Raw genomic sequence first — 23,972 nt, forward strand, 5'->3', positions numbered from 1 at the left:
CTATCTGACGCGCACTTCTGTCCCGGGCAGGTGGAGCGCCAGCGGAACCTGATCCGGGATCTGGTTCAGGAAACGCCGCGTAAGCGGCCCGAGTTGATCCCGAACGACGCTTCGCGACGTCTTGTGCCGGGTCCCAGGTCGCATTCCGCTGACGCTGCATGCGCCCGTGAAAAGGTTCGGGTCGTGGGCTGACCGGAGCTTGGAAGCAATCAGCTGCCGCGCAAAGCTTCCAGAACCTTGCCGCCGGGTCGGCCGGTCGGGGTCATGCCGAGCCGGCGCTCCACGTCCTTGATGGCGTCGCGGGTCTTCTGGCCGACCTTGCCGTCCGGCTCGCCGACATCGTAGCCGCGGGCCGCCAGCCGGGTCTGGAGATCGCGCCGCTCGGCGCGGGACAGGGGCGGATCGTCGGTCGGCCACGCCGCCTGGACGCCCGCCTTCCCGCGCAGCCGGTCCGAGAGAACCGCGATGGCGAGGCCGTAGGATTCGGCGGCGTTGTACGAGTAGATCGCGTCGAAGTTCTTGGTGACTAGGAAGGCCGGGCCGTCGATCCCGGCCGGCGCGATGATCCCGGCGGGCCCCTCCCCCGAGAGCGGGCGGCCGTCCGCGCGGGTCACGCCGAGCGAGGCCCAATGGGTGATCGGCTTCTTGTTCTTGCGCCCGGCGGACGCGACGCTGAAGCCGCGCGGCAGCTTCACCTCGTAGCCCCAGACCTGCCCGTTCTGCCACTTGGCGACGTGCAAAAAGTTCGCCGTGGAGGCGACCGCGTCGGCCACCGAATCGACCACGTCGCGCCGCCCGTCGCCGTCACCGTCGACGGCGAGGCGGTGATAGGTGGTCGGCATGAACTGGGTCTGGCCGAAGGCCCCCGCCCAGGAGCCGGTGAGCCGCTCCGGCGCGATGTCGCCGCGCTCGATGATCCGCAGCGTGGCAATCAATTCGCCGCGGAAGAAGTCGCGGCGGCGGTTGCCGGAGCAGGCCAGGGTCGCGAGCGACTGGACCAGCGGCATCTTGCCGAGGTTCTTGCCGAAGTTCGATTCGACCCCCCAGACCGCCGCGATCGTATAGCGGTCGACGCCGTAGCGCGCCTCGGCCTGTGCGAGGGCGGCCGCGTTCTGGCGCATCGCCGCCCGCCCGTCCTCGACGCGCTCGTCATCGACCAGGGCGGCCATGTAATCCCAGATCGGCGTCTTGAACTCGGGCTGCGCCTGGGACAGCTCGATGACCTTGTCGTCGAAGCTGATGCCGCTGGTCGCCGACCGGAAGGTCTGGGCCGACACGCCGGCCGCCGCCGCCTGGGCCTGGATGCCGGCGAGGCAGCCGTCGAAATCCGCCCGCGCCGGCTGGCTCGCGGCGCCCACGGTGAGGAGACCGAACCCGAGCGCGAGGCCCGGCCCGAAGCACTGATGGCGCATCCTGGCGTTCCCGTTTCTCGCCCGCATTGTAGCGGCCGGATCAGGCAGCACGAGGGTTAACGGCGCGTTAGCGCGGACCGTCCGATGCGCCAGGGCCCAGCCCCGGCAAGCCGCCAAAGGGCTGAGCCCTATGGGATCCCCGTCCGATCCGATCAGGCCCATTCCCGCTGGGCGAGCTTCTGCTCGTAGGCGTCGATCGCCGAGGCGCGTTCCAGGGTCAGGCCGATCTCGTCGAGCCCGTTCAGGAGGTTGTGCTTGCGTCCGGCCTCGATGTCGAAATGCAGGCTGCCGCCATCCGGCCCCCGGATGGTCTGCGCCGCCAGGTCGACCGACAGGGTGGCGTTGGCGCCGCGCTCGGCGTCCTCGAACAGCTTCTCGAGATCCTCCGGGGCGACGGTGATCGCCAGGATGCCGTTCTTGGCGCAGTTGTTGAAGAAGATGTCGGCGAAGCTCGTCGAGATCACGCAGCGGATGCCGAAATCGGCCAGCGCCCAGGGCGCGTGCTCGCGCGACGAGCCGCAGCCGAAATTGTCGCCGACGACCATGATCTTGGCGTTCCGGTAGGCCGGCTGGTTCAGCACGAAATCCGGGTTCTCCGAACCGTCCTCGCGGTAGCGCATCTCGGCGAACAGGCTCTTGCCGAGCCCCGTCCGCTTAATCGTCTTCAGGTACTTGGCCGGGATGATCCGGTCGGTGTCGACGTTGATCGTCCGCATGGGCGCCGCGACGCCCTCCAGGGTCGTGAACTTTTCCATCGTCTGACGGCTCTCGCAGCTCAGTGTTCTATCGGGGGGTTTATCAGCGCCGCGTGCGCGCCGGAAGCGTCAGGCCAGATCCGCCGCGTCGGCCCGCAACAGGGTGCCGTCGTGCAGCGCCGAGGCCACCAGGGCGCCGGCGATCCCGGCTTCGCGCAACGCCCGCAGGTCGTCCGGCCCGCGCACGCCGCCCGCCGCGTAGAGGCTGCGATCCGGGGCCCGCGCCTGCAGGGCCGCGAGCGCCGCGAGGTCGGGGCCGCTGCCGGCGCCGACCTGGGCCAGCGTCATGGCGATCACCTCGGGCGGCCAAAGCGACGGATCATCGTGGAGAGCGGCGGGGCCGAGGCGCTCGGCGCCGCGCGTGTCGAGGGAGAGCACTGCGCGACCCCCGAATCGCGCCGGCAGGCCGGCATCCGCCTGGCTCTCGCTGCCGATCACCGGCCGGCCGAGGCCGGTGGTCAGAAAGTCCGCGATGCCCTCCGGATCGGCGAAGCCCGCATCCACCCACAGGGCGACGCCAGGACAGGCGCGGGCAATCGCCGTCAGCGCCGCCAGATCCGGTGGTGCGTGGTCGATGATCGCGTCGAGATCCGCCACGTAGAGGATCGTGGCCGGCCACGCATCGCACAGGCCGCGCGCCACCGCGTCGGGGGCAGACCCCTTTGCCAAGGGCGTCTCGATCGGGGCATAGGAGGAGCGCTCGCCCCGGCGCGCCCGCACCACGCGGCCGTTCCGGAGATCGAGCACCGGGATCACCGCGAAGCCGGGGCGCCCGGATTCGTGGTCCATCGAGGTGTTCATCGCGGTCCCATGCTCTCACCATCCCTGAAGACGATCGGGTGGGACCTCGGCGGGGTTCACGTCAAGGCCGCGCTGGTGGAGGCCGGGCGCGTGGTTGCGGCCGTCCAGGTGCCCTGCCCGCTCTGGCAGGGGCTGCCGGCCCTCGATCAGGCCCTCGCGCGCCTTCCGGACTGGGCCCGAACTGAGGCCCGGCACGCGGTCACCATGACGGGCGAATTGACCGACTGCTTCGCCGACCGCCGGGCGGGTGTGGCCGCGCTCGCAGGCTGGGCCGCGGCGCATCTCGATGGATCTGTGCGGATCTATGCCGGCCGTTCGGCCTTTGTCGCTCCGGAGGCGGCCGCGGAGGTTGCCGCCGACGTGGCCTCGGCCAATTGGCACGCCACCGCGGCGCTCGTCGGGCGGATCGCGCCGGACGCGCTGCTGGTCGATATCGGTTCGACCACCACCGACCTGATCCCGATCGTGGGGGGCCGCCCGGCAGCAACGGGCTACAGCGACGCCGAGCGCCTGGAGACGGGGGAACTGGTCTACACGGGCGTGGTCCGCACGCCGGTGATCGCGCTCGCCGACCACGCGCCCTTCGCCGGCCGGCGCACCCGGCTGATGACCGAGACCTTCGCCCATATGGCGGACGCCTACCGGATCCTCGGCTTGCTCCCCGAGGGGGCCGACCAGCAGGCGAGCGGCGACCGCAAGGGCAAGTCGGTCCCGGAGAGCGAGACTCGGCTCGCCCGGATCGTCGGGCGCGACCGCGCGGAGGCCCCGGGCTCGGCCTGGGCGGCGCTGGCGGCGCATTTCGCCGAGGCGCAGCTGCGCCTGCTGCACGATGCAGCCGCGCTCCTGCTCGGCCGGCCGGATTGTTGCGAGACAGCTCCCCTGATCACCTGCGGGGTCGGGGCCTTCCTGGGGGAGCGCCTCGCGGACCGGCTCGGCCGCAGAGCCGTGCCGCTGGTGGATCTTCTGGACGACCGGATCGCCGGCCCGCGCGCATGGATCTCGACCTGCGGCCCGGCGGTGGCGGTCGGCCTCATCGCCACGGAGGAAACAGTCGCATGAGCGCCATCAAGATCCTGGCTCGGATCCTCACCGCCCGGGTCGGGCCGCATATCGAGCTGGCCGTGGAGACGGAGACCGGCGAGGTCCTGAAGGTGCTCGCCACCGAGGAGCAGATCGACCGGCTGGTCGATGAACTGGACGACATCCTCAACTCGCCCGCCGAGCCGGAGGACGACGGCCCGCCTGCGGCGGCTTGAGCCGATTATGAGCCTGATCGCCGCCAAGATCGCCATCACCCCGACGCTGATGTGGGCGGTCTCGGCGGCGGCGCGCCGCTGGGGCAGCCTCGTCGGCGGCATCCTCTCGGGATTGCCGCTGACCTCCGCGCCGATCTCGATCTACCTCGCGGTCGAGCAGGGGGAGCGCTTCGCCGCCGAGGCGGCCATCGGCTCGGTGGAGGGGTTGGGCGCGGTGACGCTCTGCTATCTCGCCTACGCGCTCTACGCCCCGCGGATGGGCGCTGTCGCGTCCATCGGCCTCGCCCTGGCGGCTTTTGTCCTGGGCGGTGCCGTGCTGCACGGGCTCGTCCGGCCCGGCCTGTGGCTTGCCACGGCGATCGACCTCCCAGCGATGGCGCTCGTCGTCGCCCTGTGCCGGCGGCGCGCCGCGTCCGGTGTTTCGGCCCGCCGGCCCCCGCGCTGGGACATGCCGGCCCGGCTGGCGGCGGCCACGACCCTGGTCCTGCTGGTCTCGACCCTCGCGCCCCTGCTCGGCCCGGGCCTGAGCGGCGTCCTGGCGCCGATCCCGATCATCTCCTGGCCACTCATCGTCTTCGCGCGGGTGCAGGACGGGGTCGGCGCATCGCTCGACGTGGTGCGCGGCAGCGCCCAGGGGGCGTTCGGGGTGCTGGCCTTCTACATCGTCGTCCACGCGACGCTCGGGGCGATGGATCCGGTACTGGCCTACACCCTGTCGATCGCGGTGTCGGCTGCCTGTGTCCTGCCGTGGCTGCTCGCGCACCGGAATCCGCGGGCGGCGTGAGAGGTGCTGTCACTCACCGAAGCGCTCCGGAGACGGCCCATGATCACCGCCACCACGACGCTCACAGTTGGCTACGCCGCCGTACCGCCCGGCCACCTCGCAACGATCGTGACGTCTCTGGAGATGGTTCGGCCGCCAGCGCTGCGGCCTGTGCGGCCCTTCCCGCCCGGGATCGGGCTGCAGCCCCTCGTGGATCGCGATCCGGAAACCTACCGAAGTCTGTTCCGGGACGTGGGCGCCGACTGGCTGTGGTTCTCGCGCCTCGCCCTCAGCGAGGAGGCACTGGCCGCCATCCTGGCCGATGAGGCGGTCGAGATCCTGGTCCTTCGGCAGGCGGGCCGCGGCATCGGCATGCTGGAGCTGGATTTCCGGCAGCCCGGCCAGTGTGAACTGGTCTTCCTCGGCCTCACCCGCGACAGGATCGGGTCGGGTCTCGGCGGCTGCCTGATGGACCACGCCCTGCGCCGGGCTTGGTCGCGCCCGATCGAGCGGATCTGGCTGCACACCTGCACCCTGGATCATCCCGCAGCCCTGGCGTTTTACCGGCGCTTCGGCTTCGAGCCCTTCGCGGTGCATGTCGAGGTCGCCCGCGATCCGCGTCTGACCGGCGCGCTCCCCCGGGACTGCGCGCCCCAGGTGCCGCTGCTCGGATGAGACGGGTCGGCCGGGCGACGCTGCTCCGGCGCAAAAACCCAAAGAAAAAGCCCGCCCCGATGCGTCGGAGCGGGATTGAATCTAGGATCAGCGAAGGCCAGCCGTAAAGGCCGGCCCTGCTTCGATCACTCGGCGGCGGCGGGTGCTGCGGCCGGGGCTTCCTTGGTCTTGTAGCGATCGGTGCGCTCGACGATACGGGCCGACTTCCCGCGGCGGTCGCGCAGGTAGTACAGCTTGGCGCGGCGCACCTTGCCGCGGCGGACCACCTTGATCGAATCGATCATCGGCGAATGCACCGGGAAGACGCGCTCCACGCCCTCGCCGTACGAGATCTTGCGGACCGTGAAGCTCTCGTTGAGGCCGCCGCCCTGGCGACCGATGCAGACGCCCTCGTAGGCCTGGACGCGGGTGCGCTCACCTTCCTTCACGCGGACGTTGACGATGAGCGTGTCGCCCGGCTCGAAATCCGGAATGGTCTTGGCGAGGCGCGCGACTTCCTCGCGCTCCAGCTGCTCAATGATGTTCATGGCATAGCTCCAGCCGTCGCGCCGTGACGCCCCTCATGGGCAGCCGGCGCCAGGATTTCGGCGATCCTGTTGTGAGTTGGCCGGCTCTCTACAGGATCGTCCCCGGCTTGTCGATTGCCGTTGCGAAGCCCGCGCGGGATGGCCGTCAGGCCGGTACGGCGCCGGCCTCGGGCAGCACGCAGTTCGACAGGAACGTCGCGAGGTCGTCGGTGATGTGGTCGATATGCGGCTCGCGCACCGCCTCCTGCTCGAACGCCTCCCGGTAGGGATCGATGATCTTGGGCACCACCAGGACGGTCGCCATGCCGAGGTCGTGCGGCACCGCGAGGTTGCGAGCGATGTCCTCGAACAGCGCGGCGCGGGTCGGCTCGACGTCATGCGCCTTCAGGAAGCGTTCGTAGGTCGAGCGCTCGGGCTTCGGTACGAAATCGGCGGCCGCGATGTCGAACACGTCCTCGAAATGGTCGAGGATGCCGAGCTTGGCCGCCACGTTCTCGGCGTGCCGGCGTGAGCCGTTCGTCAGGATCAGCTTGCGCCCCGGCAGCCGCTCGATCGCGTCGCCGAGATCCTTGTCGAGCTTGATCGTCGAGTGATCGATGTCGTGCGCGAAATCGAGGAAGTCGTGCGGATCGACCCCGTCCTCGACCATCAGCGCCTTCAGCGTCGTGCCGTAGCGATGATAGAAGTACTTCTGCAGGGCGCGGGCCGAGATCCCGTCGAGCCCGTAGAGCCCCATCACGTAGAGCGTGATTCGCTCATCGACCTGCGGCCAGACCCGGGCGTCGCTCGGGTAGAGTGTGTTGTCGAGGTCGAACACCCAGGTGTCGACATCGCTGAACCCGCGCGCGCCGGGCGTGGTGAACTGGGCCTTGTCGGGGTGATGCACCGTATCCCTTTGGATTCGTCCCCTGGAAGGCAAGTCTGGACCGTTGCGGTCAAGCTCGCAACCCTGGCCGGTTCGGGCCGATCGGGAGCAGGACAATGCCCGTGCGGGACGGAGGTTGCCGCCCCGCACGATTTCCTGCCGCTGCCGGTGCTCAGCCCCGCCGGATCAGCGTGCCGGCACCGTAATCGGTGAACAGCTCCAGCAGCACCGCGTGGTTGACCTTGCCGTCGAGGATGACGACCGCCTCCACGCCACGCTCGATCGCGTACATGCAGGTCTCGATCTTGGGGATCATCCCGCCGGTGATGGTGCCGTCGGCGATCAGGCGGCGGCAATCCTCCACGGTGAGTTCCGGGATCAGCTTCTTGTCCTTGTCGAGGACACCCGGAACGTCGGTGAGCAGCAGCAGCCGCTTGGCCCGGAGCGCCCCCGCGATGGCCCCCGCGAACGTGTCGGCATTGACGTTGTAGGTCTGCCCATCCGCCCCGTAGGCGACCGGCGCGAGCACGGGAATCAACTCCGCCTTCAGCACCGCGTCGAGTACGCCGCGCTCGACATGGTCCGGCTCGCCGACGAGGCCGAGGTCGATGGTCTGTTCCAAGTGGCTCTCGGGATCGACCATGGTTTTCAGCGCCCGCTTGGCCCGGACCATGTTGCCGTCCTTGCCGCACAGGCCGATGGCCCGGCCGCCCTCGGCCGAGATCCAGCCGACGATCTGCTTGTTGATCAGGCCGGCCAGGACCATCTCGACCACCTCGACGGTGGCCTCGTCGGTCACGCGCAGGCCGTTGCGGAACTCGGACTGGATGCCGAGCCGGTCGAGCATCTTGCCGATCTGCGGCCCGCCGCCGTGGACGACGATCGGCTTCAGCCCGGATTGTTCGAGAAGAACGATGTCTTCGGCGAAATCCTCGGCCGCGGACCGGTCCCCCATGGCGTGGCCGCCATACTTGATGACCACGATCTCCTGGTCGTAGCGCTGCATATGCGGCAGCGCCTGGACCAGAACCTCGGCGCGCACGTGGACGTTGGGGAGTTCGGTCATCGCGGTCCTTCGCCGATCCTTCGCCGCTTCTTGGGTCAGGGCCTGAGGGCGGGATTGCGCCTACGCCCGTCGGGCGGGGGCGCTTCTACAGGAAGGTATTGGCACTGCGAAGCCGCTCCTGCGACAATGCGGGCAAGAAAGCGCGAGGCGCGGCGATGCGGCTCGAAAACCGCGGTGCCGACGCATGACCGATCCGCCGCCGCGGCCGAACCGTCAAAAAACAGTCACCCTTCCCGTGTGTTGCAATCGGGCTACAGGCTGGAGACGATCCAGGCTGGACCGGGTTGCACCCCCGTGATGCCCGGACCATGCTGCATTGCAGCAAGTCGGGGGCGAACTGCCGAGAGGACCGGATGCGGATCGCGATGATTGGGGCCGGGTATGTCGGCCTGGTATCCGGGGCATGCCTGGCGGATTTCGGCCACGGCGTGGTCTGCATCGACCGCGACCCGGACAAGATCGCGAGCCTGAACGCCGGCCGCATGCCGATCTACGAGCCGGGGCTCGACGCCCTGGTGGCCGAGAACGTCCGCCAGGGCCGGCTCGCCTTCCGCTCGACCATGCGCGAAGCTGTGGCCGAGGCCGACGCGGTGTTCATCGCGGTCGGCACCCCGTCACGCCGCGGCGACGGCTTCGCCGACCTGAGCTTCGTGTTCGACGCGGCCCGTGAGATCGCCGGCGCGCTCTCCGGGTTCACCGTCGTGGTCACCAAGTCCACGGTCCCGGTCGGCACCGGCGACGAGGTCGAGCGCATCATCCGCGAGACCAACCCGTCGGCGGATTTCGCCGTCGCCTCCAATCCCGAGTTCCTGCGCGAGGGCGCGGCCATCTCGGACTTCAAGCGCCCCGACCGCATCGTGGTCGGCACCGAAGAGGCCCGGGCCGAGGCGGTGATGCGCGAGGTCTATCGCCCGCTCTACCTCAACGCGGCGCCGATCCTCGTGACCAGCCGCCGCACCGCCGAGCTGACCAAGTACGCCGCCAACGCGTTCCTGGCCGCCAAGATCACCTTCATCAACGAGATCGCCGACCTGTGCGAGGAGGTCGGCGCCGACGTGCAGCAGGTCGCCCGGGGCATCGGGCTGGACAACCGGATCGGCACCAAGTTCCTGCATGCCGGCCCGGGCTATGGCGGCTCGTGCTTCCCAAAGGACACCCTGGCGCTGGTCAAGACCGCCCAGGACGCCGGCACACCGCTACGGCTGGTCGAGACCGTGGTGGCGGTCAACGACCAGAGGAAGCGCGCCATGGCGCGCAAGATCATCAAGGCGTGCGGCGGTTCGGTGCGGGGCAGGACGGTGGCGCTCCTCGGCCTGACCTTCAAGCCCGATACGGACGACATGCGCGACGCACCGTCGCTGGCGATCGCGGCGGGCCTTCAGGATGCAGGCGCGAAGGTGCGCGCCTACGATCCGGAGGGCATGGCGCATGCGCGGGTCCTGATGCCGGCTGTGGATTACACCGAGAACGCCTATGCCTGCGCGGAGGGCGCGGACGCCCTGGTGCTCGTCACCGAATGGAACGCCTTCCGGGCGCTCGATCTCGACAGGCTGCGCGAGGCCATGGCGTCCGGTGGATCAGCGCCAGTCCTGGTCGATCTGCGCAATATCTATGATCCCGAGAGCGCCGCGCGCCACGGCTTTAGCTATTGCGGCGTCGGGCGAAACGGGGCGGGGGCCGTGTCGGACCGGTCCTGACCTCGCGATGATCCGAAGATCACTTCGGAAGATCTTCTGGCGGCCGCGGCGCGATGCCGTCAGACGGGCAGCCGAAGGCGGGGCGAAACTGTGGCTTTCTGATGATCGTTTCAGCGTCTCCGCCGGCGGTCGACCGGTCCAAACTTGGCATTCTGATCGCCGGGATTGGATAGGACGCTGATGAATACATGTCACAGCCTTGGGCAATTTCGTCGCGCGGGGATGACCTCGCGTCCAGGCTGGTTGGACACCGCAATGGTGCCACAGTAAGGGGTGAGAGGGTACTCACTCGTCGCGAGCCGAGCCGACTTCCGATAACGAGCGTGTGCGAACCGAACGTGACACAACGTACAGATATTGCGATTGTCGGACGCGCATGCCGACTGCCCGGGGCCCCCAGTGTGGACGGGCTGTGGTCACTCCTCTCCGAGGGGCGCTGCGCCGTCAGCAAGGTGCCGGCCGATCGGTTCTCCCTGGAGCGGTTCGCGCATCCCCGCGCCCATGAGCGTGGCAAGAGCTACACTTGGTCGGCGGGCGTCATCGACGATGTGTGGTCGTTCGACCCGGCGGTGTTCGGCATCTCGCCCCGCGAGGCCGAGCAGATGGATCCGCAGCAGCGCATGCTGCTGGAGCTGACCTGGGAAGCCCTCGAGGATGCGGGCCTGCGCCCGTCGAGCGTGGCCGGCAGCCATATCGGCGTGTTCGTCGGCGCCTCCTCGCTCGATTACGGCAACCTGCGCATCCTCGACGCGGCCTCGGGCGACGCCTACGCGGCCACTGGCAACACGCTGTCGATCATCTCGAACCGCATCTCCTACATCTTCGACCTGAAGGGCCCGAGCTTCACGGTCGACACGGCCTGCTCGTCTTCGCTCGTCGCCTTCGACAACGCCGTGCAGGCGATCCGGTCGGGCCGCGTGGACACGGCCGTCGTCGCCGGCGTCAACGTGCTGGCGAGCCCGTTCAACTTCATCTGTTTCTCCACCGCGCAGATGCTCTCGCGCACCGGCCTGTGCCAGGCGTTCTCCAAGAACGCCGACGGCTACGTGCGCTCGGAGGGCGGCGTGGTGTTCGTGCTGCAATCGGCTGAGGCCGCGCGGCGCAACGGCGCCACCGTGCGCGCCGTGGTGTCGGCGTCGGGCATCAACTCCGACGGCCGTACCACCGGCATCTCGCTCCCCTCGGGTTACGCCCAGGGCGCCCTGCTGGAGAAGGTCTACCGAGAGGCCGAGATCGGGCTCGACGACCTCGCCTTCATGGAAGCCCACGGCACCGGCACGCCGGTGGGCGACCCGATCGAGGCCTCGGCCATCGGTTCCAAGCTCGGCCGGGGCCGGCGGGCGCCGCTGCCGATCGGCTCGATCAAGACCAATATCGGCCACACCGAGCCGGTCTCGGGCCTCGCCGGCCTGATGAAGGCGACGCTGGCGCTGGAGCACGACCTCGTGCCGCCGTCGCTGCATGCGGCGGAGCTGAATCCCGACATCCCGTTCGACGAGTTGAACCTGCGCGTCGTGCAGGAGGCCATGCCGATCAGCCGTGGTTCGCGCGAGCGCTTCGCGGGCGTGAACTCCTTCGGCTTCGGCGGCACCAACGCCCACGTGGTCATCACCGACGCCCCTGCCTGGGCGACGCAGGCGGACGCCACCGCGGAGCCCAAGGCCCAGGTGCTGCTGCTCTCGGCACAGACCCGCGCCGCCCTGAACGAACTCGCCCAGGACTACGCCGAGCGCCTCGAGGCCGAGCCGGCCCAGGTGCCGAAAGTGGCGGCCGCCGTCGCGCATCGCCGCGAGCGCATGCCGGCCCGCCTCGCCATCGCGCTGGACGGCAAGACCGATGTGGCCGCGGCGCTCCGTGCCATCGGCGAGGGCGAGGACACCCAGGACGCCTTCACCGGCACGGCGGTCGACCGCGTCGCCGAGGTGGCCTTCATCTACTCGGGCAACGGCAGCCAGTGGGCCGGCATGGGCCGCGAGGCCTACGAGGAGAACGCGACCTTCCGCGCGACCTTCGACCGGATCGACACCCTGTTCCAGGTCTACTCGGACTGGTCGCTGAAGGACGCACTCTACGCCGACGATCTCGACGAGCGCCTCGCGTTGACCAGCGTGTCGCAGCCGCTGATCTTCGCGATCGAGAGCGCCTCCACGGCTGCCCTCAAGGCCAAGGGCCTGATCCCGTCCTACGTGCTGGGCCACAGCGTCGGCGAGATCGCCGCCGCCGAGGCCGCCGGGATCCTCAGCCTGGAGGATGCGGTCCGGGTCATCTACTACCGCAGCCACCATCAGGAGACGACGCACGGCCAGGGCACCATGGCGGTGCTGCTGATGCCGGCCGAGGAGGTCGAGACCTTCCTCAAGGATTTCCCGACCCTCGACATCGCCGCCTACAACAGCCCGAAGGCCGTGACGGTCGCCGGGCCGGTGGCCGATATCGAGGCCGCCCTGAAGGCCCTGTCGCGCAAGCGCCGGCGCGGGCGCAAGCTCGACCTCGCCTACGCCTTCCACGGAAGGCTCATGGACCCGACCGAGAAGCCGCTGCTGCGCGATCTCGCCGGGCTGAAGGCCAAGGCCGGCACCACCGCGATGGTCTCCACCGTCACCGGTGAGGTGCTGGATGGGTCCCATTTCGGCGCCGGCTACTGGTGGCGCAACATCCGCGAGCCGGTCCGCTTCTCCGAGGCCGTGCAGGACGCCACCCGCCGCGGCGCCCGCGTGTTCGTCGAGGTCGGTCCGCGCGCGACCCTGATGTCCCATGTCGGCGACGCGGTCGAGCCGCTCGGCATCGAGACCGCGACGGTCGGCGTGATGCACCGCAAGGCGTCGGGCGGCGATCCGATCGCGAAGGCGGTCAGCGCCGCCCTGGTCCAGGGCGCGCAGGTCGACGAGGCCCTGCTGTTCGGCGACGCGCCGAAGGGCGACGTGCGCCTGCCGACCTATCCGTGGCAGCGCCGGCCGTTCCGCCTCGCCGACACCACCGAGGGCGTCGGCGCGATGAGCGCCCGCCCCTACCACCCGCTGATCGGCTCCCGCACGACCTTCGACGGTCTGGAGTGGAACGGCTTCGTCGATCCCGCGACCGTGCCGGAACTCGAGGACCACAAGGTCGACGGCCAGGTGATCATGCCGGGCGCCGGCTTCGTCGAGATGGCGCTCGCCTGCGTTCGCGAAGCGATGCGCGACGACGAGGTCGTGCTCGCCGATTTCGAGATCGTGGCGCCGATGGTGTTCGCCGAGGAGGCCCTGCGCGAGGTCGCGGTGCGCCTGTCGGGCTCCGGCAACGGCATCCAGGTGCTGAGTCGCCCGCGCCTGACCCAGACGCCCTGGCAGCTCCACGCCCAGGCCAAGATCGTCGAGGGCACCTTCTCGGCGCCGAAGGTCCCGGACCTGAACGGGTTCAGCTTCGACACGGCCGGCGAGCACGTGCTCTCCGGCGACGCGCTCTACGCCAAGGCCCTGGCTTCCGGCCTCGCCTTCGGCCCGAGCTTCCAGCAGGTCGCCATGAGCGCCCGGCTCGACGACGCCACCATCGTGTCCGACCTGCTGCCGGCCGAGCCCGACACCCGCTACGGGCTGGTGCCGAACCGGCTCGACGCCTGCTTCCACGGGCTGATCCTGCTCTTCGCCGACCTGCTCGGCGAGAATGGCGGCAAGGCCTACATCCCGGTGCGCTTCGGCGAGGTGCGGCTGGTGCGCCCCGGCGCGGTAATCGCCCGCTCGATCATCCGCACCCGCCGGTGCAACGAGCGCTCGATCCTGGCCGACTTCACCCTGCTCGATGCCGAGGGTGAGATCGTCGCCACGATCCGCGAGGGCCGGTTCCAGGCCTTGCGCGCCAAGACCGGCGGTGACCTCTCGGCCTTCGCGATCTCGCAGGTGCCGGAACTCGCCACCGAGCCGACTGCGATCCCGATGGAGCGACGTCCGAGCGTGGCCGCCCGGCTGCGTCCGCTGGCCGCCGAATCGAAGGGCCCGGCCGATGCCGCCCTGTCGCCGGGGCACCTCCTGCTGGAGGGCTGGGCGACCTCGCTGGCCTACCGCCTCGCCTCCGGGCTGGCGCAGGGCGAGACCGTCTCGGCCGAAGATCCGCGCGTGCCCGAGGCCCTGCGCCCCTGGTTGCTGAACGCCCTTTACGCCCTGGAGAGCAGCGGGCTCGCCGAGCGCGCCGGCCAGAACTGGACGCTGGGCGACGGCTCCGCGCTGCCGGCCCCCGACGAGATCATGCGCTGGATCGCGGGGGACCACCCGGATCTCTCGGCCGAGCTGGTCCTGATCGCCGATGTCGGCGCCCTCGTGGACCGTCTGCTCGCCGGTAAGCTCACCGACGCACCGGCCCTGCCGCAGGGGGCGATCGACGCCTTCGTGCTCCGCTCGGCCACCGCGCGCCACGGCGCCGACGTGGTCGCCGGGCTGATCGAGCGCAGCCGGAGCCAGCTCCCCAAGGAGCGGGCGCTGCGCGTGCTCCAGGTCGGGTTCGGCCCGCTCTCGGCCCAGACCGCGACCTTCGCGGCCGCCGCCGAGGCCCGGCTTACCGTGTTCGAGACCGACCGCAGGCTGGCTGAGCGTGCCCGCCTGTCGCTGGGCCGCACCGCCGCCGTGATCGAGGCCGCCGACGAACTCGCGCCCGGCAGCTTCGACCTGATCCTGGCGGCCGGTAGCCTGCATCGCGGCGACCGGGCTCTGCCGGGCCAGCTCGCCGGGGCGCTCGCCACCGGCGGCCTGCTGGTGGCGGTGGAGCCGGGGTCGTCCCTGTTCCGCGACCTCGTGTTCGGCCTGACCCCGGGCTGGTTCGAGGAGGCGGTCGGCGGCCTGCCCGTGGGTCGGCTGGAGGATATCGAAGGCTGGCAGCGCACGCTCAGCGCCCACGGCCTCGTCAAGGTTGAGGTCGAGCGCTCGGCCTCCGCCAACGGCGACGACCTGCTCCTGACCGCCGAGGCCCCGGTGCGCCCGGGCCCGGCTCCGGCGCAGAGCTTCGCCTTCATCATCGGCTCGGACGACGAGTTCGCCGCCGAGACCGCCTCGTCGCTCGCGACCCTACTGGTCGCGGGTGGTGTGCACGTCTCGATCATCCTCGACTCCGAGACCTCCCTGATGGAGCTCGAGCGGGAGACCCCCGACACGGTTGTGTTCCTGGCCGGCGCCTTCACCCGCGGCGGCGAGGCGGCCGAGCGGCTGCGCGATCGCTGCCTCAGCCTGAAGCGCTGCATCGAGCATCTCGGCGCCCGCCAGACCCGCCTCTGGGTCGTGGCCCCCGGCGCGACCCGCGATCGCGGCGGCCAGACCACCAACATCGAGGCCGGCGTGTGGGCCTTCTCCCGCACGCTCGCCAACGAGGCCCCGAACCTCGACGTCCGCCGCATCGACCTCTCCCCCGAGATGTCGTCGAAGCGCGCCTCCGAGCGCCTGCGTGACCTCATCCTCTCCGGCACCCCGGAGACCGAGATCGTGCTGGACGACGAGCAGACCCAGGTCGTGCGCTTCCATGCCGGCAAGCCGCAGCACCGGGATCCGGCGGATCTGGTCCCGGCCGAGGCCGCGCGTCTGGAGCGCAGCAACACCGGCGGTCTCAGCGAGATGGTCTGGGGTCCGGCCGAGCGCCGCGCCCCCGGCAAGGGCGAGATGGAGATCGCGGTCGAGGCCACCGGCCTCAACTTCCGCGACGTGCTCTGGGCGCTCTCGATGCTCCCCGAGGAGATCTTGGAGGACGGCTTCGCCGGTCCGCGACTCGGCCTCGAATGCGCCGGTCGCGTCACGGTGGTCGGCCCGGGCGTGAAGGGCTTCAAGGTCGGCGATCCGGTCGTCGCCTTCGCCCAGTCGGGCTTCGCCACCCACATCGTGGTGCCGGACCTCGTGGTCGCGCCGATGCCGCCGGGTCTCGACCCGATGGCGGCCGCCACCGTGCCGGTGGCCTTCCTCACGGCCTATTACGGCCTCGTCTCCTGCGCCCGGATGCGGCGCGGCGAATGGGTGCTGGTCCATGGCGGCGCGGGCGGCGTCGGCCTTGCGGCTCTGCAGATCGCCAAGCTGAAGGGTGCGCGGGTCATCGCTACGGCCGGCTCCCGCGAGAAGCGGGCGCTGGTCAAGGCGCTGGGCGCCGAGCACGTGCTCGATTCCCGCTCGCTGGCCTTCGTGGACGAGATCCGGGCGATCACCGGCGACGGCGTCGATATCGTGCTGAACAGCCTGTTCGGCGAGGCGATGGAGCGCTCGCTCAACGCGCTCCGGCCGTTCGGTCGGTTCGTCGAACTGGGCAAGCGCGATTACGTCGCCAACACCCATATCGGCCTGCGCCCGTTCCGGCGGAACCTCAGCTATTTCGGCGTCGATCTCGATCAGGTGATCCAGCACCAGGGCGATGACGGCGCGCGGATGTTCCGCGAGGTCATGGCCCTGTTCAACGACGGCGGTCTCAAGCCCCTGCCCTACCAGCCCTTCACGGCGGCCGAGACTTCGGACGCGTTCCGGCTGATGCAGCAGTCCGGCCACATCGGGAAGATCGTGATCAGCCCGCCCAAGGCCGGCACGATCATGAAGGACACGGCTAAGCCATTCAGGGTCTCGGAGACGGGTGTTCACCTGCTCACCGGCGGCCTTGGAGGTTTCGGCCTTGAGGCGGCGCGCTGGCTGATCGACCGGGGTGCGAAACACCTCGTGCTCGCCGGCCGCAAGGGCGCGGCCACCGACGAGGCCAAGGCGGTCGTCGCCGAACTCACGGCGCGGGGCGTGACCGTCGAGGCCAAGGCCGTCGACATCACCAGCCGCGCCTCGGTGGATCGCCTGATCGCCGGGATCGAGCAGGGCGGCAAGAAGCTCGCGGGCGTGCTCCACGCCGCGGCGGTGCTTCAGGACGGCCTGATCGCCAATATTGACGCGGCCGCGCTCGACGCGGTGATCGGCCCGAAGGTAGTGGGCGCCCAGCATCTCGATGCCGCGACCCGCGACCGGAGCCTGGACTACTTCGTCCTGTTCTCCTCGGCGACGACCTTCATCGGCAATCCCGGTCAGGGCTCGTACGTGGCCGCCAACGGCTTCATGGAGGGCCTCGCCCGCCAGCGTCGCCGCCGCGGTCTGCCCGCTCTGGCGGTGGCCTGGGGTGCGATCGGCGATGTCGGCATGCTCGCCCGCAACAAGGCGGTCATGGAAGGCCTCGCCGGCCGCGTCGGCGTGACGCCGATGGAGGCCCGCCGCTGCCTCGACCTGATGGCCGAGGCACTGGGGCACCAGGGCACGTCCCCCGACGAGGCGGTCATCGCCATCGCGGCGATGCATTGGGGCAAGGCGCGCGAGCGTCTCGCCACCATGCGCTCGCCGAGCTACGCCGAGCTTGGGTCGGACCAGCAGGCCGAGGCCGGCGGTGTCCAGGCGATCAACATCGGGGCGCTTCTCAAGGGCGGTGATCTCGATTCGGTCCGCAAGATCGTGTCGGACGCGATCGTCGAAGACATTGCCCGGATCCTGCGCCTGCCGAAGGACGACATCAGCCGCGTGCGGCAGCTCTCGGAAATCGGCCTCGACTCGCTGATGGGTGTCGAGCTCGGCGCCAGCCTGCAGGAGCGCTTCGCCCTCGATGCGCCGCCCGCGGGCCTGTCCTCGGGCATGACCGTCAACGAGCTGTCGGAGTCCTTAATTCAGGCGGTTTCGGCCCCCATGGATGAAGCGGCCGGTGTCGCGATGAGCCTCGTCTCGAAGCATATCGGCGGTGAGATCGATGCGGCGATGATGGCGCCGCTCCGGGAACTCATCGAGCAGACGTCCAGCCCGATCAAAGAGACCAACACATGACCGATACGGCACGGCCTGACGGCGGGCGCGCGGCGCTCGCCGGCTTCGTGACGAACCGCCTCGGGCGCGCGACGCCGCGCCCGGCACCCGCCAAAGCGGCCTCCCCGGCCGGGCAGTCGGCTGCGCAGAATTTCGAGAATCTGCCGGGCTACCGCGAATTGCAGCTCCAGCGTCAGGCGGCGCAGCTGATCGGCCTGGGCAACCCGTTCTTCCGCGTCCACGACGCCAAGGCCGGCGCGACCACCCGGATCGACCAGAAGAGCTTCACCAACTTCTCGTCGTACGACTACCTCGGCCTGAACGGTCACCCGCGGGTGAGCAACGCGGCGCGCGAGGCGATCGACGCCTACGGCACCTCCGCGTCGGCGAGCCGTGTGGTTGCGGGCGAGCGGCCGGGCCATATCAGCCTGGAGCAGGCTCTGGCCAAGCACTACCACACCGAGGGCTGTGTCGTGATGGTGAGCGGTCACGCCACCAACGTCACGACCATCGGCGCCCTGCTCGAAGCCGGCGACGTGATCTTCCACGATGCGCTGTCGCACAACAGCATCGTCACCGGCGCGCAGCTCTCGGGCGCCCAGCGGCGCTCCTTCGCGCATAACGACCTCGACGCCCTGGAGACCCTGCTCCAGTCGACCCGCCACGAGCACCGCCGGGCGCTGATCGTGGTCGAGGGCCTGTACAGCATGGACGGCGATGCGCCGGACCTCGCCGGCCTGATCGCCCTCAAGAAGCGCTACGATGCGTGGCTGATGGTCGACGAGGCCCACGGCCTCGGGGTCACCGGCCGGACCGGCGCGGGCCTGTTCGAGCATTGCGGTGTCGATCCCAAGGAGGTCGACATCTGGATGGGCACGCTGTCGAAGACGCTCTCGACCTGCGGCGGCTATATCTGCGCCCCGATCGCGCTGATCGAATACCTGAAGCACTCGGCCGGCGGCTTCGTCTACAGCGTCGGCATGTCGCCGCCGCTCGCCGCCGCCGCCGAGGCCGCGCTCGCTGTGATGCATGCCGAGCCGGAGCGGGTCGAGCGTCTGCGCCAGAACGGAAACCTGTTCCTGGCGACCGCCAAGAAGCTCGGCCTCGACACCGGCTTCAGCCTGGGTCTCGCGGTGGTGCCGATCATCGTGGGCGACTCGCTGAAGGCCGTGACCCTGTCGGATCGGCTGTTCCGGCGCGGGATCAACGTGCAGCCGATCATCCATCCGGCGGTGCCGGAGCGGGCCTCGCGCCTGCGCTTCTTCCTTACCTCCGAGCATACCGCCGACCAGATCCGCGACACCGTGAACGCGGTGGCCGAGGAGATGACGGCGATCGACAAGGGCGGCTCGCTGATCGAGCAGCTGCTGGCCAAGCGGGCCTGAATGCGTCCGGGGCCGCGCGCCCCGGATCGCGATCGGTCTTCGCTGAAAACGAGAACGGGGCGCGGATGATATCCGCGCCCCGTTCTCGTTCGAGATCTGTCGGACTGATCGCCGGCCCGGCGGGCCGGCGGCTTGCCTACTTCGTGTAGGCGTAGGCGGTCGCCACGGAGGCGATCGGGCCGGTGACGCCGCTGAATGCGGTCAGCACCTTCGACAGCTCGGTGAACGGCGCGTTCGACACGTAGACGAGGTCGCGGTTGCGCATCCGGAACGCCTGGGACACGAACAGGCTGTTGGGGTCGCGCATGTCGATCCGGTACACCACCGGGACCAGTGGCGTGCCGAGCAGCTTCGAGCCCGGGTGGAGCCGCCGCACCACGCTGGCCGGCTCGAACCGGAAGATGAACGTCCCGGACGGGTCGGCGGCGAAGTCCGATAGGCCGCGCGCCTTGGCCAGCGCCTGCGCCAGCGTGATCCCGTCGGCCTGGAACGGCAGCTCGGTGGCCTGGCCCAGCGCACCCACCGCCAGGAAGGTCTGCGGGTCGCGCACGAGCGTGAGCACGTCGTTGGGCCGCAGGTAGATGTTCTCCTTCGGGTTCGACACCACCGTGGTCAGCGGCACGGTCGCGGTCACCGGCCCGCGCGAGAGCCGCACGAAGGTCTCCGAGACCGGCGAGCGGTTGCCGCCTGCGGCCGCGATGACGTCGAGGATGCGGTCGCCGTGGCCCGACAGCGGCAGGCGGGCGCCGGCCGCGCCCTCGCCGGTGATGGTCACGGCCTGGGAGATCGGGCGGGTGACCGAGACCAGCACCTGCGGCTGGATCGCCTTGCCGGCGAGTTCGCTCTCGATCAGCGTCTGGACGTCCTGGGGCCGGCGGCCATCGACCTTGATGCGGCCGGCGTAGGGCACCGAGATGGCGCCGTCGCGCCCGACCGGCTGCTCGGGGATGAGGGCGGACTTGGACCCGGCCGAGAAGCGGTCGGCGACCAGCGGGCCGGAGAACAGGCCGCCGGATCCGGCCTCCCAGATCGAGACCGAGACCATGTCGCCGATGCCGATCACTGGTTCGGCGGAAGGGCGGTGATCGCCGAAGGAGGCGAGCAGGCTGTCGAGCGGGCGCCCGCGGAGGGCCTCGACGACGGCGGGGTTGACGTCGATGATCTCGTAGCGAGCGACCAGACCGCCATCGGCGGTGGCCACTTCCGATCCCGCCTGGATCGCACTCGCCGTCGGACCCGCCGCAGGCAGGTACGTGCAACCGCCAACGGATCCAGCCGCCAGGGCGGCCATCAGGGCGGTGCGCGCCGTCTTACGCAGCATCACAGAGTCTTCTCCAGCCGATCCCGCGCCATCGCTGGCCCGGACCGGGACATCCAGTTAGATCGCCAAACGCTGCGATCGCTTTAACGGCCGTGCGATCGCCCTCGCGGAGCGCTGCATCATCCGTCGGTAATACGTCACCAGCATGGCACCGCCACGCTTCACGCCGGCAAGCGTGACCATATCACGTCGCTGCGGCACTGTCCGCAGGCGCGGTGGCGATGGCGCCGCGCAGTTCCCGCCCCAGGGCGTCGGCCGTGATGTCGAGCCGGCGCGGGGGGGCCACCGGCCGTCCGAACCGGAACAGCGCATAGTCCGTCGTCCGGCCGCCGAATCCGGGGGTGCAGGCGGGGAGCGAGGGGGCGTGGTCGCCGAACACGCACAGCGTCATGGTCTGGCCCCGCTCGCCGGCGAGGCGTTCGAGCCCGGCGAGCACCGCCTCCACCATCTGCCCGGTATGGACCACGTGGTGCATGTACTGCGCCTGCGGATCGTCGATCCCGGGGAGCCGACCGGGCTTCCACGGGCCATGGTTCTCCATGGTCACGCAGAACAGGAGCAGGGGCGTGCGCCGCGCCCCGACCTCCGCCAGCAGGCGCTCGCCCAGCGCCACATCCCCGACATAGGGCCCGACCCGCTCGGCCCCCGCGAAGGCCTCCTCCATCACGATGTCGCTGAAGCCGAAGGTCTCCATCACCTGGGCCCGGCGGAAGAAATTCCGGTGGAACGGGTGCAGGAACAGGGTCTCGTAACCGCGGCCGCGGGCCAGCCGGGCAAGGCTCGTGGGCTCGTCGCCGCTGCGTGACGTGTAGGGATCGTAGCGGCCAAAACCGAGCGTTTCGGAGGGCCGCCCGGTGAGTACGGCGTGCTCGCTGCGCATCGTGTAGGCGCCGTGCGCCGGAACCTGGAGGCGGCCGTACTGCGCGGCCCGGCTGCGGAACAGCTCCATCACCGGCAGGGACGGGCCGCCCAGGCGCTCCGGATCGATGAACGATTCGAGCTGGATCACCACCACCACGTCGTCCCCCGGACCGGGGGGCAGCACAGGCGGCCCGGGCACCGGCTCGCTGCCCGCGAAGGCCCGGGCGGTGTAGCCCAGCAGACTCGCCGGCAGGCCGACCCGGGCCACGTCGCCTTCGAGGTCGGGGCGCGGAAACCAGCGCGTGACCAGCCGGGCGAGCGGCGGGCGCGGCGCAGCCCAGGCCAGCAGACCGAGCAGCAGCGGCAGGCCGAGGAGCGCCAGGATCCGCGGGAGAGCGGCGGCCGGCAGCACGCTCGGCTCGGTCCGATACCAGAGCGCGGTCGCGCCCAGGGTCACGAGGACGGGGATGCTCACGCGCGGATGCCACAGGGGCGGGATGTAGTAGAGCTGCGGGTGCCGCGGCACCTGCGGCAGCAGGGCGAAATCGCTGAACAGCAGCGGCTCGCCGATCACCGAGCGCTTGGCCCGGCTGACGAAGATCAGCGCCGTGACCGAGATCACCAGGGTCAGCCCGGCGAGCCAGGGCCGCCAGGAGAATGCGAACCAGAACAGCAGGATCAGCAGATAGCCCAGCAGCCGCAAGGCGAGGTCGCGGGGGGCGAGGCTTGCCCGGGTGATCGAATCGCCCACGACCACCTCTAGGACAAGGCAGAGCGCGAGTGCGAGGCCGGTGGCGGTGAGGAACGTCGTCAAGACTCGAAACACTCGGCGTGGGACAGCTTCGGCGCTGCCGGGAAAAGGTGTGCGGTAACAAAGTTTTGTAGGCGGTTCCTAAGCCCGCAGCGAAGGAGCCGGCCCGGTGGCGAGTTTCTGAGTATCGACATGAGCCGTACGCGCTATCGCTTTGAAGCCGCTGGCATGTCACGCCTTAGGGTCTTAGTCCGTCTTAGGTTTTTGTCGCAGAACCGGCGGCCACTTTTGCGAAACCTGCTCAACGCGGACCGGCCTCGCGGCCGACGCCCCGGCGGCTGCGCAGCGCCCGCACGAGCGGATTGAGCAGGCCGTAGCGTACGCGCATCGCCCAATGGGCGGCGCGGCCGATCGAAAGGGCACTGCGTGGGGCCGCGTCCCGGGCCGCGCTCAGGCGGTCGAGGAGCTGTTCCGGGCTGCACGGCTTCATCGCCACCGGGTCGAGGTACCGCGGATAGAGGATCATCGCCCCCGCCACCAACGCGTCGAGGTCGAGCCTGCGGCCGCGTTCGGCCCCGGGTGCCAGATCCTCCGACAGACCCCAGCCCGCGTAGAACGGCCGGCCATGGGTCGCCACGGTCAGGCCGCGGATCAGCGCTTCGAACCCGGCGAGCGATGTCATGGTCTCGACGTGATGCACCCGGTCCAAGAGATCGACGATGCTGGTGCCAGCGACGATCCGGTCGGCGAGCGTCAACGCCTCCACTTCCGGGATGATGCCGGGGCGGAAGCCCGCCTCGACGTCGGGATGTGGCTTGTAAAGCAGGAACGCGTCCGGGTTGCGCCGCCGCGCCGCTTCCAGCAGCGCCCGGTTCGAGCGGACCAGCGGGGAGCCGTGCCGCACCGAGGCGTCGTCCTCCACCTGGCCCGGCACGAGCACGATCTTGCGCCCGGCGGGCCAGTCGAGCGCAGTCGCGTCGAGTCCGACATTGTACTTGCTGAGCCGGCGCGCCACGACCTCCTCGCGCAGGCGCTTCGCCCGGGCGAGGAGGTCCGGCGTGAACTCCGATTCCGCCAGCAGGCGCTGCAGCCGGCTCTCCCGGCGCGGGTCGTAGTAGATGCCGAGATCGTCCACCACGATCGAGGCGCCCGGCCGCAGGCTCGCGCCGAGGCCGACCGAGCGCAGGAATCCGTCCTCCACCCGGGCGAGGGGCAGGCCGGCCTCCGCGCAGGCGGCCTCCAGCTGGCCCGGCGCCCGGGTTGCCCAGGCGAGGACACGACCCTGGTGGCGTTGACCTGCCGCGACCGCGGCCTCGGTGGTCATGGTGTGGACCGGGCGCCCCGCGGGTCCGGCCCCGAGCACGTCGAGGGCCGGCCGCTTCCAGCGCGACATCCCGACATAGACGACGCGCCGGTCGTTCTCGGCGAAGCGCGCCTGGAGCCACGCCACCCGCTCCGCGCAGGATGCGTGGTCGACCGGCATCCGGGTCCAGGGATCGAGGTAGTGAACGCCGCCCTCCCCGCCGAGCGGCCGTCCGTCGAGGCTGATCCGCAGGGATGCGAAGCCGCGCTCCGGATCGTCGTAGGGACTGAGGATCGGTCCGGGCGCGACCACGAGGCGGCGGCGGCCGGTCAGCCTCAGCAGCCGGTCGGCCGCGCGCCCCGCCCCCCAGGCCGCGCCGACGGCGCCGAGGCGCGCTTGCCCGAAGGCGAAGCCCGTCGCGGCCTCGATCTCCGCCCGGAGCAGACGGATCGTCCGGCCGGTCGCGTAGAGCGACAGGGTCGGTTCAGGGGACATGGCTATTGGGGCATCTCTGGTTGTCGGGCTCCGCGCGGTCGCGACGTTCGCCTGCCTGTAGCGCATTTTCGCGCGGATAGCGCGGGGCTCGCAGGTGTGGGATTTCGGGGACAACCCCGACGGTCCGGCACAAGCGCCATACCCTTGAAGGGATTTGGACATACCGTCGCCGCGATTGGTCGCTCAATCCGGGTGAGAGCCGCAAAAGCGCGACCGTTGCAGACGGGCCACGCGGGTGCGGAAAAGCCGTGCTGCGGCGCCCCCTCGGATTGCGGGGCC

At 70.3% G+C, this 23,972-nt stretch carries 16 protein-coding genes; 7 read left to right on the forward strand and 9 right to left on the reverse strand.

Going from position 1 to position 23,972, the window contains the following annotated elements; translation table 11 throughout:
• Positions 1-209 precede the first annotated feature (209 nt).
• From OXS27_RS02015 to OXS27_RS02025, 3 genes are all read right to left on the reverse strand, one after another.
• Positions 210-1,412, reverse strand: coding sequence for a lytic murein transglycosylase (locus tag OXS27_RS02015; protein ID WP_267353911.1), 1,203 nt, complete (start codon positions 1,410-1,412; stop codon positions 210-212).
• Between the two features lie 152 nt (positions 1,413-1,564).
• Positions 1,565-2,167, reverse strand: a complete 603-nt coding sequence (gene leuD / locus OXS27_RS02020) for a 3-isopropylmalate dehydratase small subunit (RefSeq protein WP_243927714.1) — start codon at positions 2,165-2,167, stop codon at positions 1,565-1,567.
• Between the two features lie 69 nt (positions 2,168-2,236).
• Positions 2,237-2,956: a HisA/HisF-related TIM barrel protein gene (locus tag OXS27_RS02025; protein ID WP_267353912.1), complete on the reverse strand. Its 720-nt coding sequence runs from the start codon at positions 2,954-2,956 to the stop codon at positions 2,237-2,239.
• 21 nt (positions 2,957-2,977) lie between these two features.
• Here OXS27_RS02025 and OXS27_RS02030 point away from each other — a divergent pair, with 21 nt between their 5' ends.
• Genes OXS27_RS02030 through OXS27_RS02045 form a run of 4 tightly spaced genes read left to right on the forward strand, consistent with a single transcriptional unit; the run spans position 2,978 to position 5,662 of the window.
• Positions 2,978-4,027: a hydantoinase/oxoprolinase family protein gene (locus OXS27_RS02030; RefSeq protein WP_267353914.1), complete on the forward strand. Its 1,050-nt coding sequence runs from the start codon at positions 2,978-2,980 to the stop codon at positions 4,025-4,027.
• A complete protein-coding gene (locus OXS27_RS02035) occupies positions 4,024-4,224 on the forward strand; it encodes a hypothetical protein (protein ID WP_243927720.1) in 201 nt (66 codons plus the stop codon). The genes OXS27_RS02030 and OXS27_RS02035 overlap by 4 nt, the downstream gene beginning before the upstream one ends.
• Positions 4,225-4,231: 7 nt before the next feature.
• A complete protein-coding gene (locus OXS27_RS02040; protein ID WP_267353916.1) occupies positions 4,232-5,008 on the forward strand; it encodes a hypothetical protein in 777 nt (258 codons plus the stop codon).
• 39 nt (positions 5,009-5,047) lie between these two features.
• Positions 5,048-5,662 (forward strand): GNAT family N-acetyltransferase, encoded by a 615-nt coding sequence (locus OXS27_RS02045; protein WP_267353917.1) that lies wholly within the window; start codon positions 5,048-5,050, stop codon positions 5,660-5,662.
• Between the two features lie 125 nt (positions 5,663-5,787).
• On the opposite strand, the gene rplS is transcribed toward OXS27_RS02045, so the two are convergent.
• From rplS to argB, 3 genes are all read right to left on the reverse strand, one after another.
• Positions 5,788-6,189, reverse strand: a complete 402-nt coding sequence (gene rplS / locus OXS27_RS02050) for a 50S ribosomal protein L19 (RefSeq protein WP_243927726.1) — start codon at positions 6,187-6,189, stop codon at positions 5,788-5,790.
• Positions 6,190-6,334: 145 nt separating this feature from the next.
• Entirely contained in the window at positions 6,335-7,075 is a 741-nt protein-coding gene (locus OXS27_RS02055; protein WP_243927728.1) for a pyrimidine 5'-nucleotidase, read from the reverse strand.
• A gap of 151 nt (positions 7,076-7,226) precedes the next feature.
• Complete coding sequence (gene argB, locus OXS27_RS02060; protein ID WP_267353920.1) at positions 7,227-8,120, reverse strand: acetylglutamate kinase; 894 nt, start codon at positions 8,118-8,120, stop codon at positions 7,227-7,229.
• Positions 8,121-8,473: 353 nt separating this feature from the next.
• On the opposite strand from argB, the gene OXS27_RS02065 reads away from it, so the two are divergent.
• The 3 genes from OXS27_RS02065 to OXS27_RS02075 all read left to right on the forward strand — a co-directional run bounded on the left by OXS27_RS02065 (position 8,474) and on the right by OXS27_RS02075 (position 18,962).
• Positions 8,474-9,817: a UDP-glucose/GDP-mannose dehydrogenase family protein gene (locus OXS27_RS02065; RefSeq protein ID WP_267354279.1), complete on the forward strand. Its 1,344-nt coding sequence runs from the start codon at positions 8,474-8,476 to the stop codon at positions 9,815-9,817.
• A 338-nt stretch (positions 9,818-10,155) separates the two neighbouring features.
• Positions 10,156-17,598: a type I polyketide synthase gene (locus OXS27_RS02070; protein ID WP_267353922.1), complete on the forward strand. Its 7,443-nt coding sequence runs from the start codon at positions 10,156-10,158 to the stop codon at positions 17,596-17,598.
• Complete coding sequence (locus OXS27_RS02075) at positions 17,595-18,962, forward strand: aminotransferase class I/II-fold pyridoxal phosphate-dependent enzyme (RefSeq protein WP_267353924.1); 1,368 nt, start codon at positions 17,595-17,597, stop codon at positions 18,960-18,962. The genes OXS27_RS02070 and OXS27_RS02075 overlap by 4 nt, the downstream gene beginning before the upstream one ends.
• 136 nt (positions 18,963-19,098) lie before the next feature.
• Here OXS27_RS02075 and OXS27_RS02080 read toward each other — a convergent pair whose 3' ends face one another.
• The 3 genes from OXS27_RS02080 to OXS27_RS02090 form a co-directional block, all read right to left on the reverse strand.
• On the reverse strand, positions 19,099-20,283 hold the full coding sequence (locus tag OXS27_RS02080) for a polysaccharide biosynthesis/export family protein (RefSeq protein ID WP_267353926.1): 1,185 nt from the start codon (positions 20,281-20,283) through the stop codon (positions 19,099-19,101).
• Positions 20,284-20,467: 184 nt separating this feature from the next.
• Positions 20,468-21,958, reverse strand: a complete 1,491-nt coding sequence (locus tag OXS27_RS02085; protein ID WP_267353928.1) for an LTA synthase family protein — start codon at positions 21,956-21,958, stop codon at positions 20,468-20,470.
• A gap of 238 nt (positions 21,959-22,196) precedes the next feature.
• Positions 22,197-23,693, reverse strand: a complete 1,497-nt coding sequence (locus OXS27_RS02090) for a capsular biosynthesis protein (protein WP_267353930.1) — start codon at positions 23,691-23,693, stop codon at positions 22,197-22,199.
• Positions 23,694-23,972 lie beyond the last annotated feature (279 nt).

Origin of the sequence: Methylobacterium sp. GC_Met_3 (assembly GCF_026540775.1) — a bacterium.
In the GTDB taxonomy this organism is placed as follows: Bacteria; Pseudomonadota; Alphaproteobacteria; order Rhizobiales; family Beijerinckiaceae; genus Methylobacterium.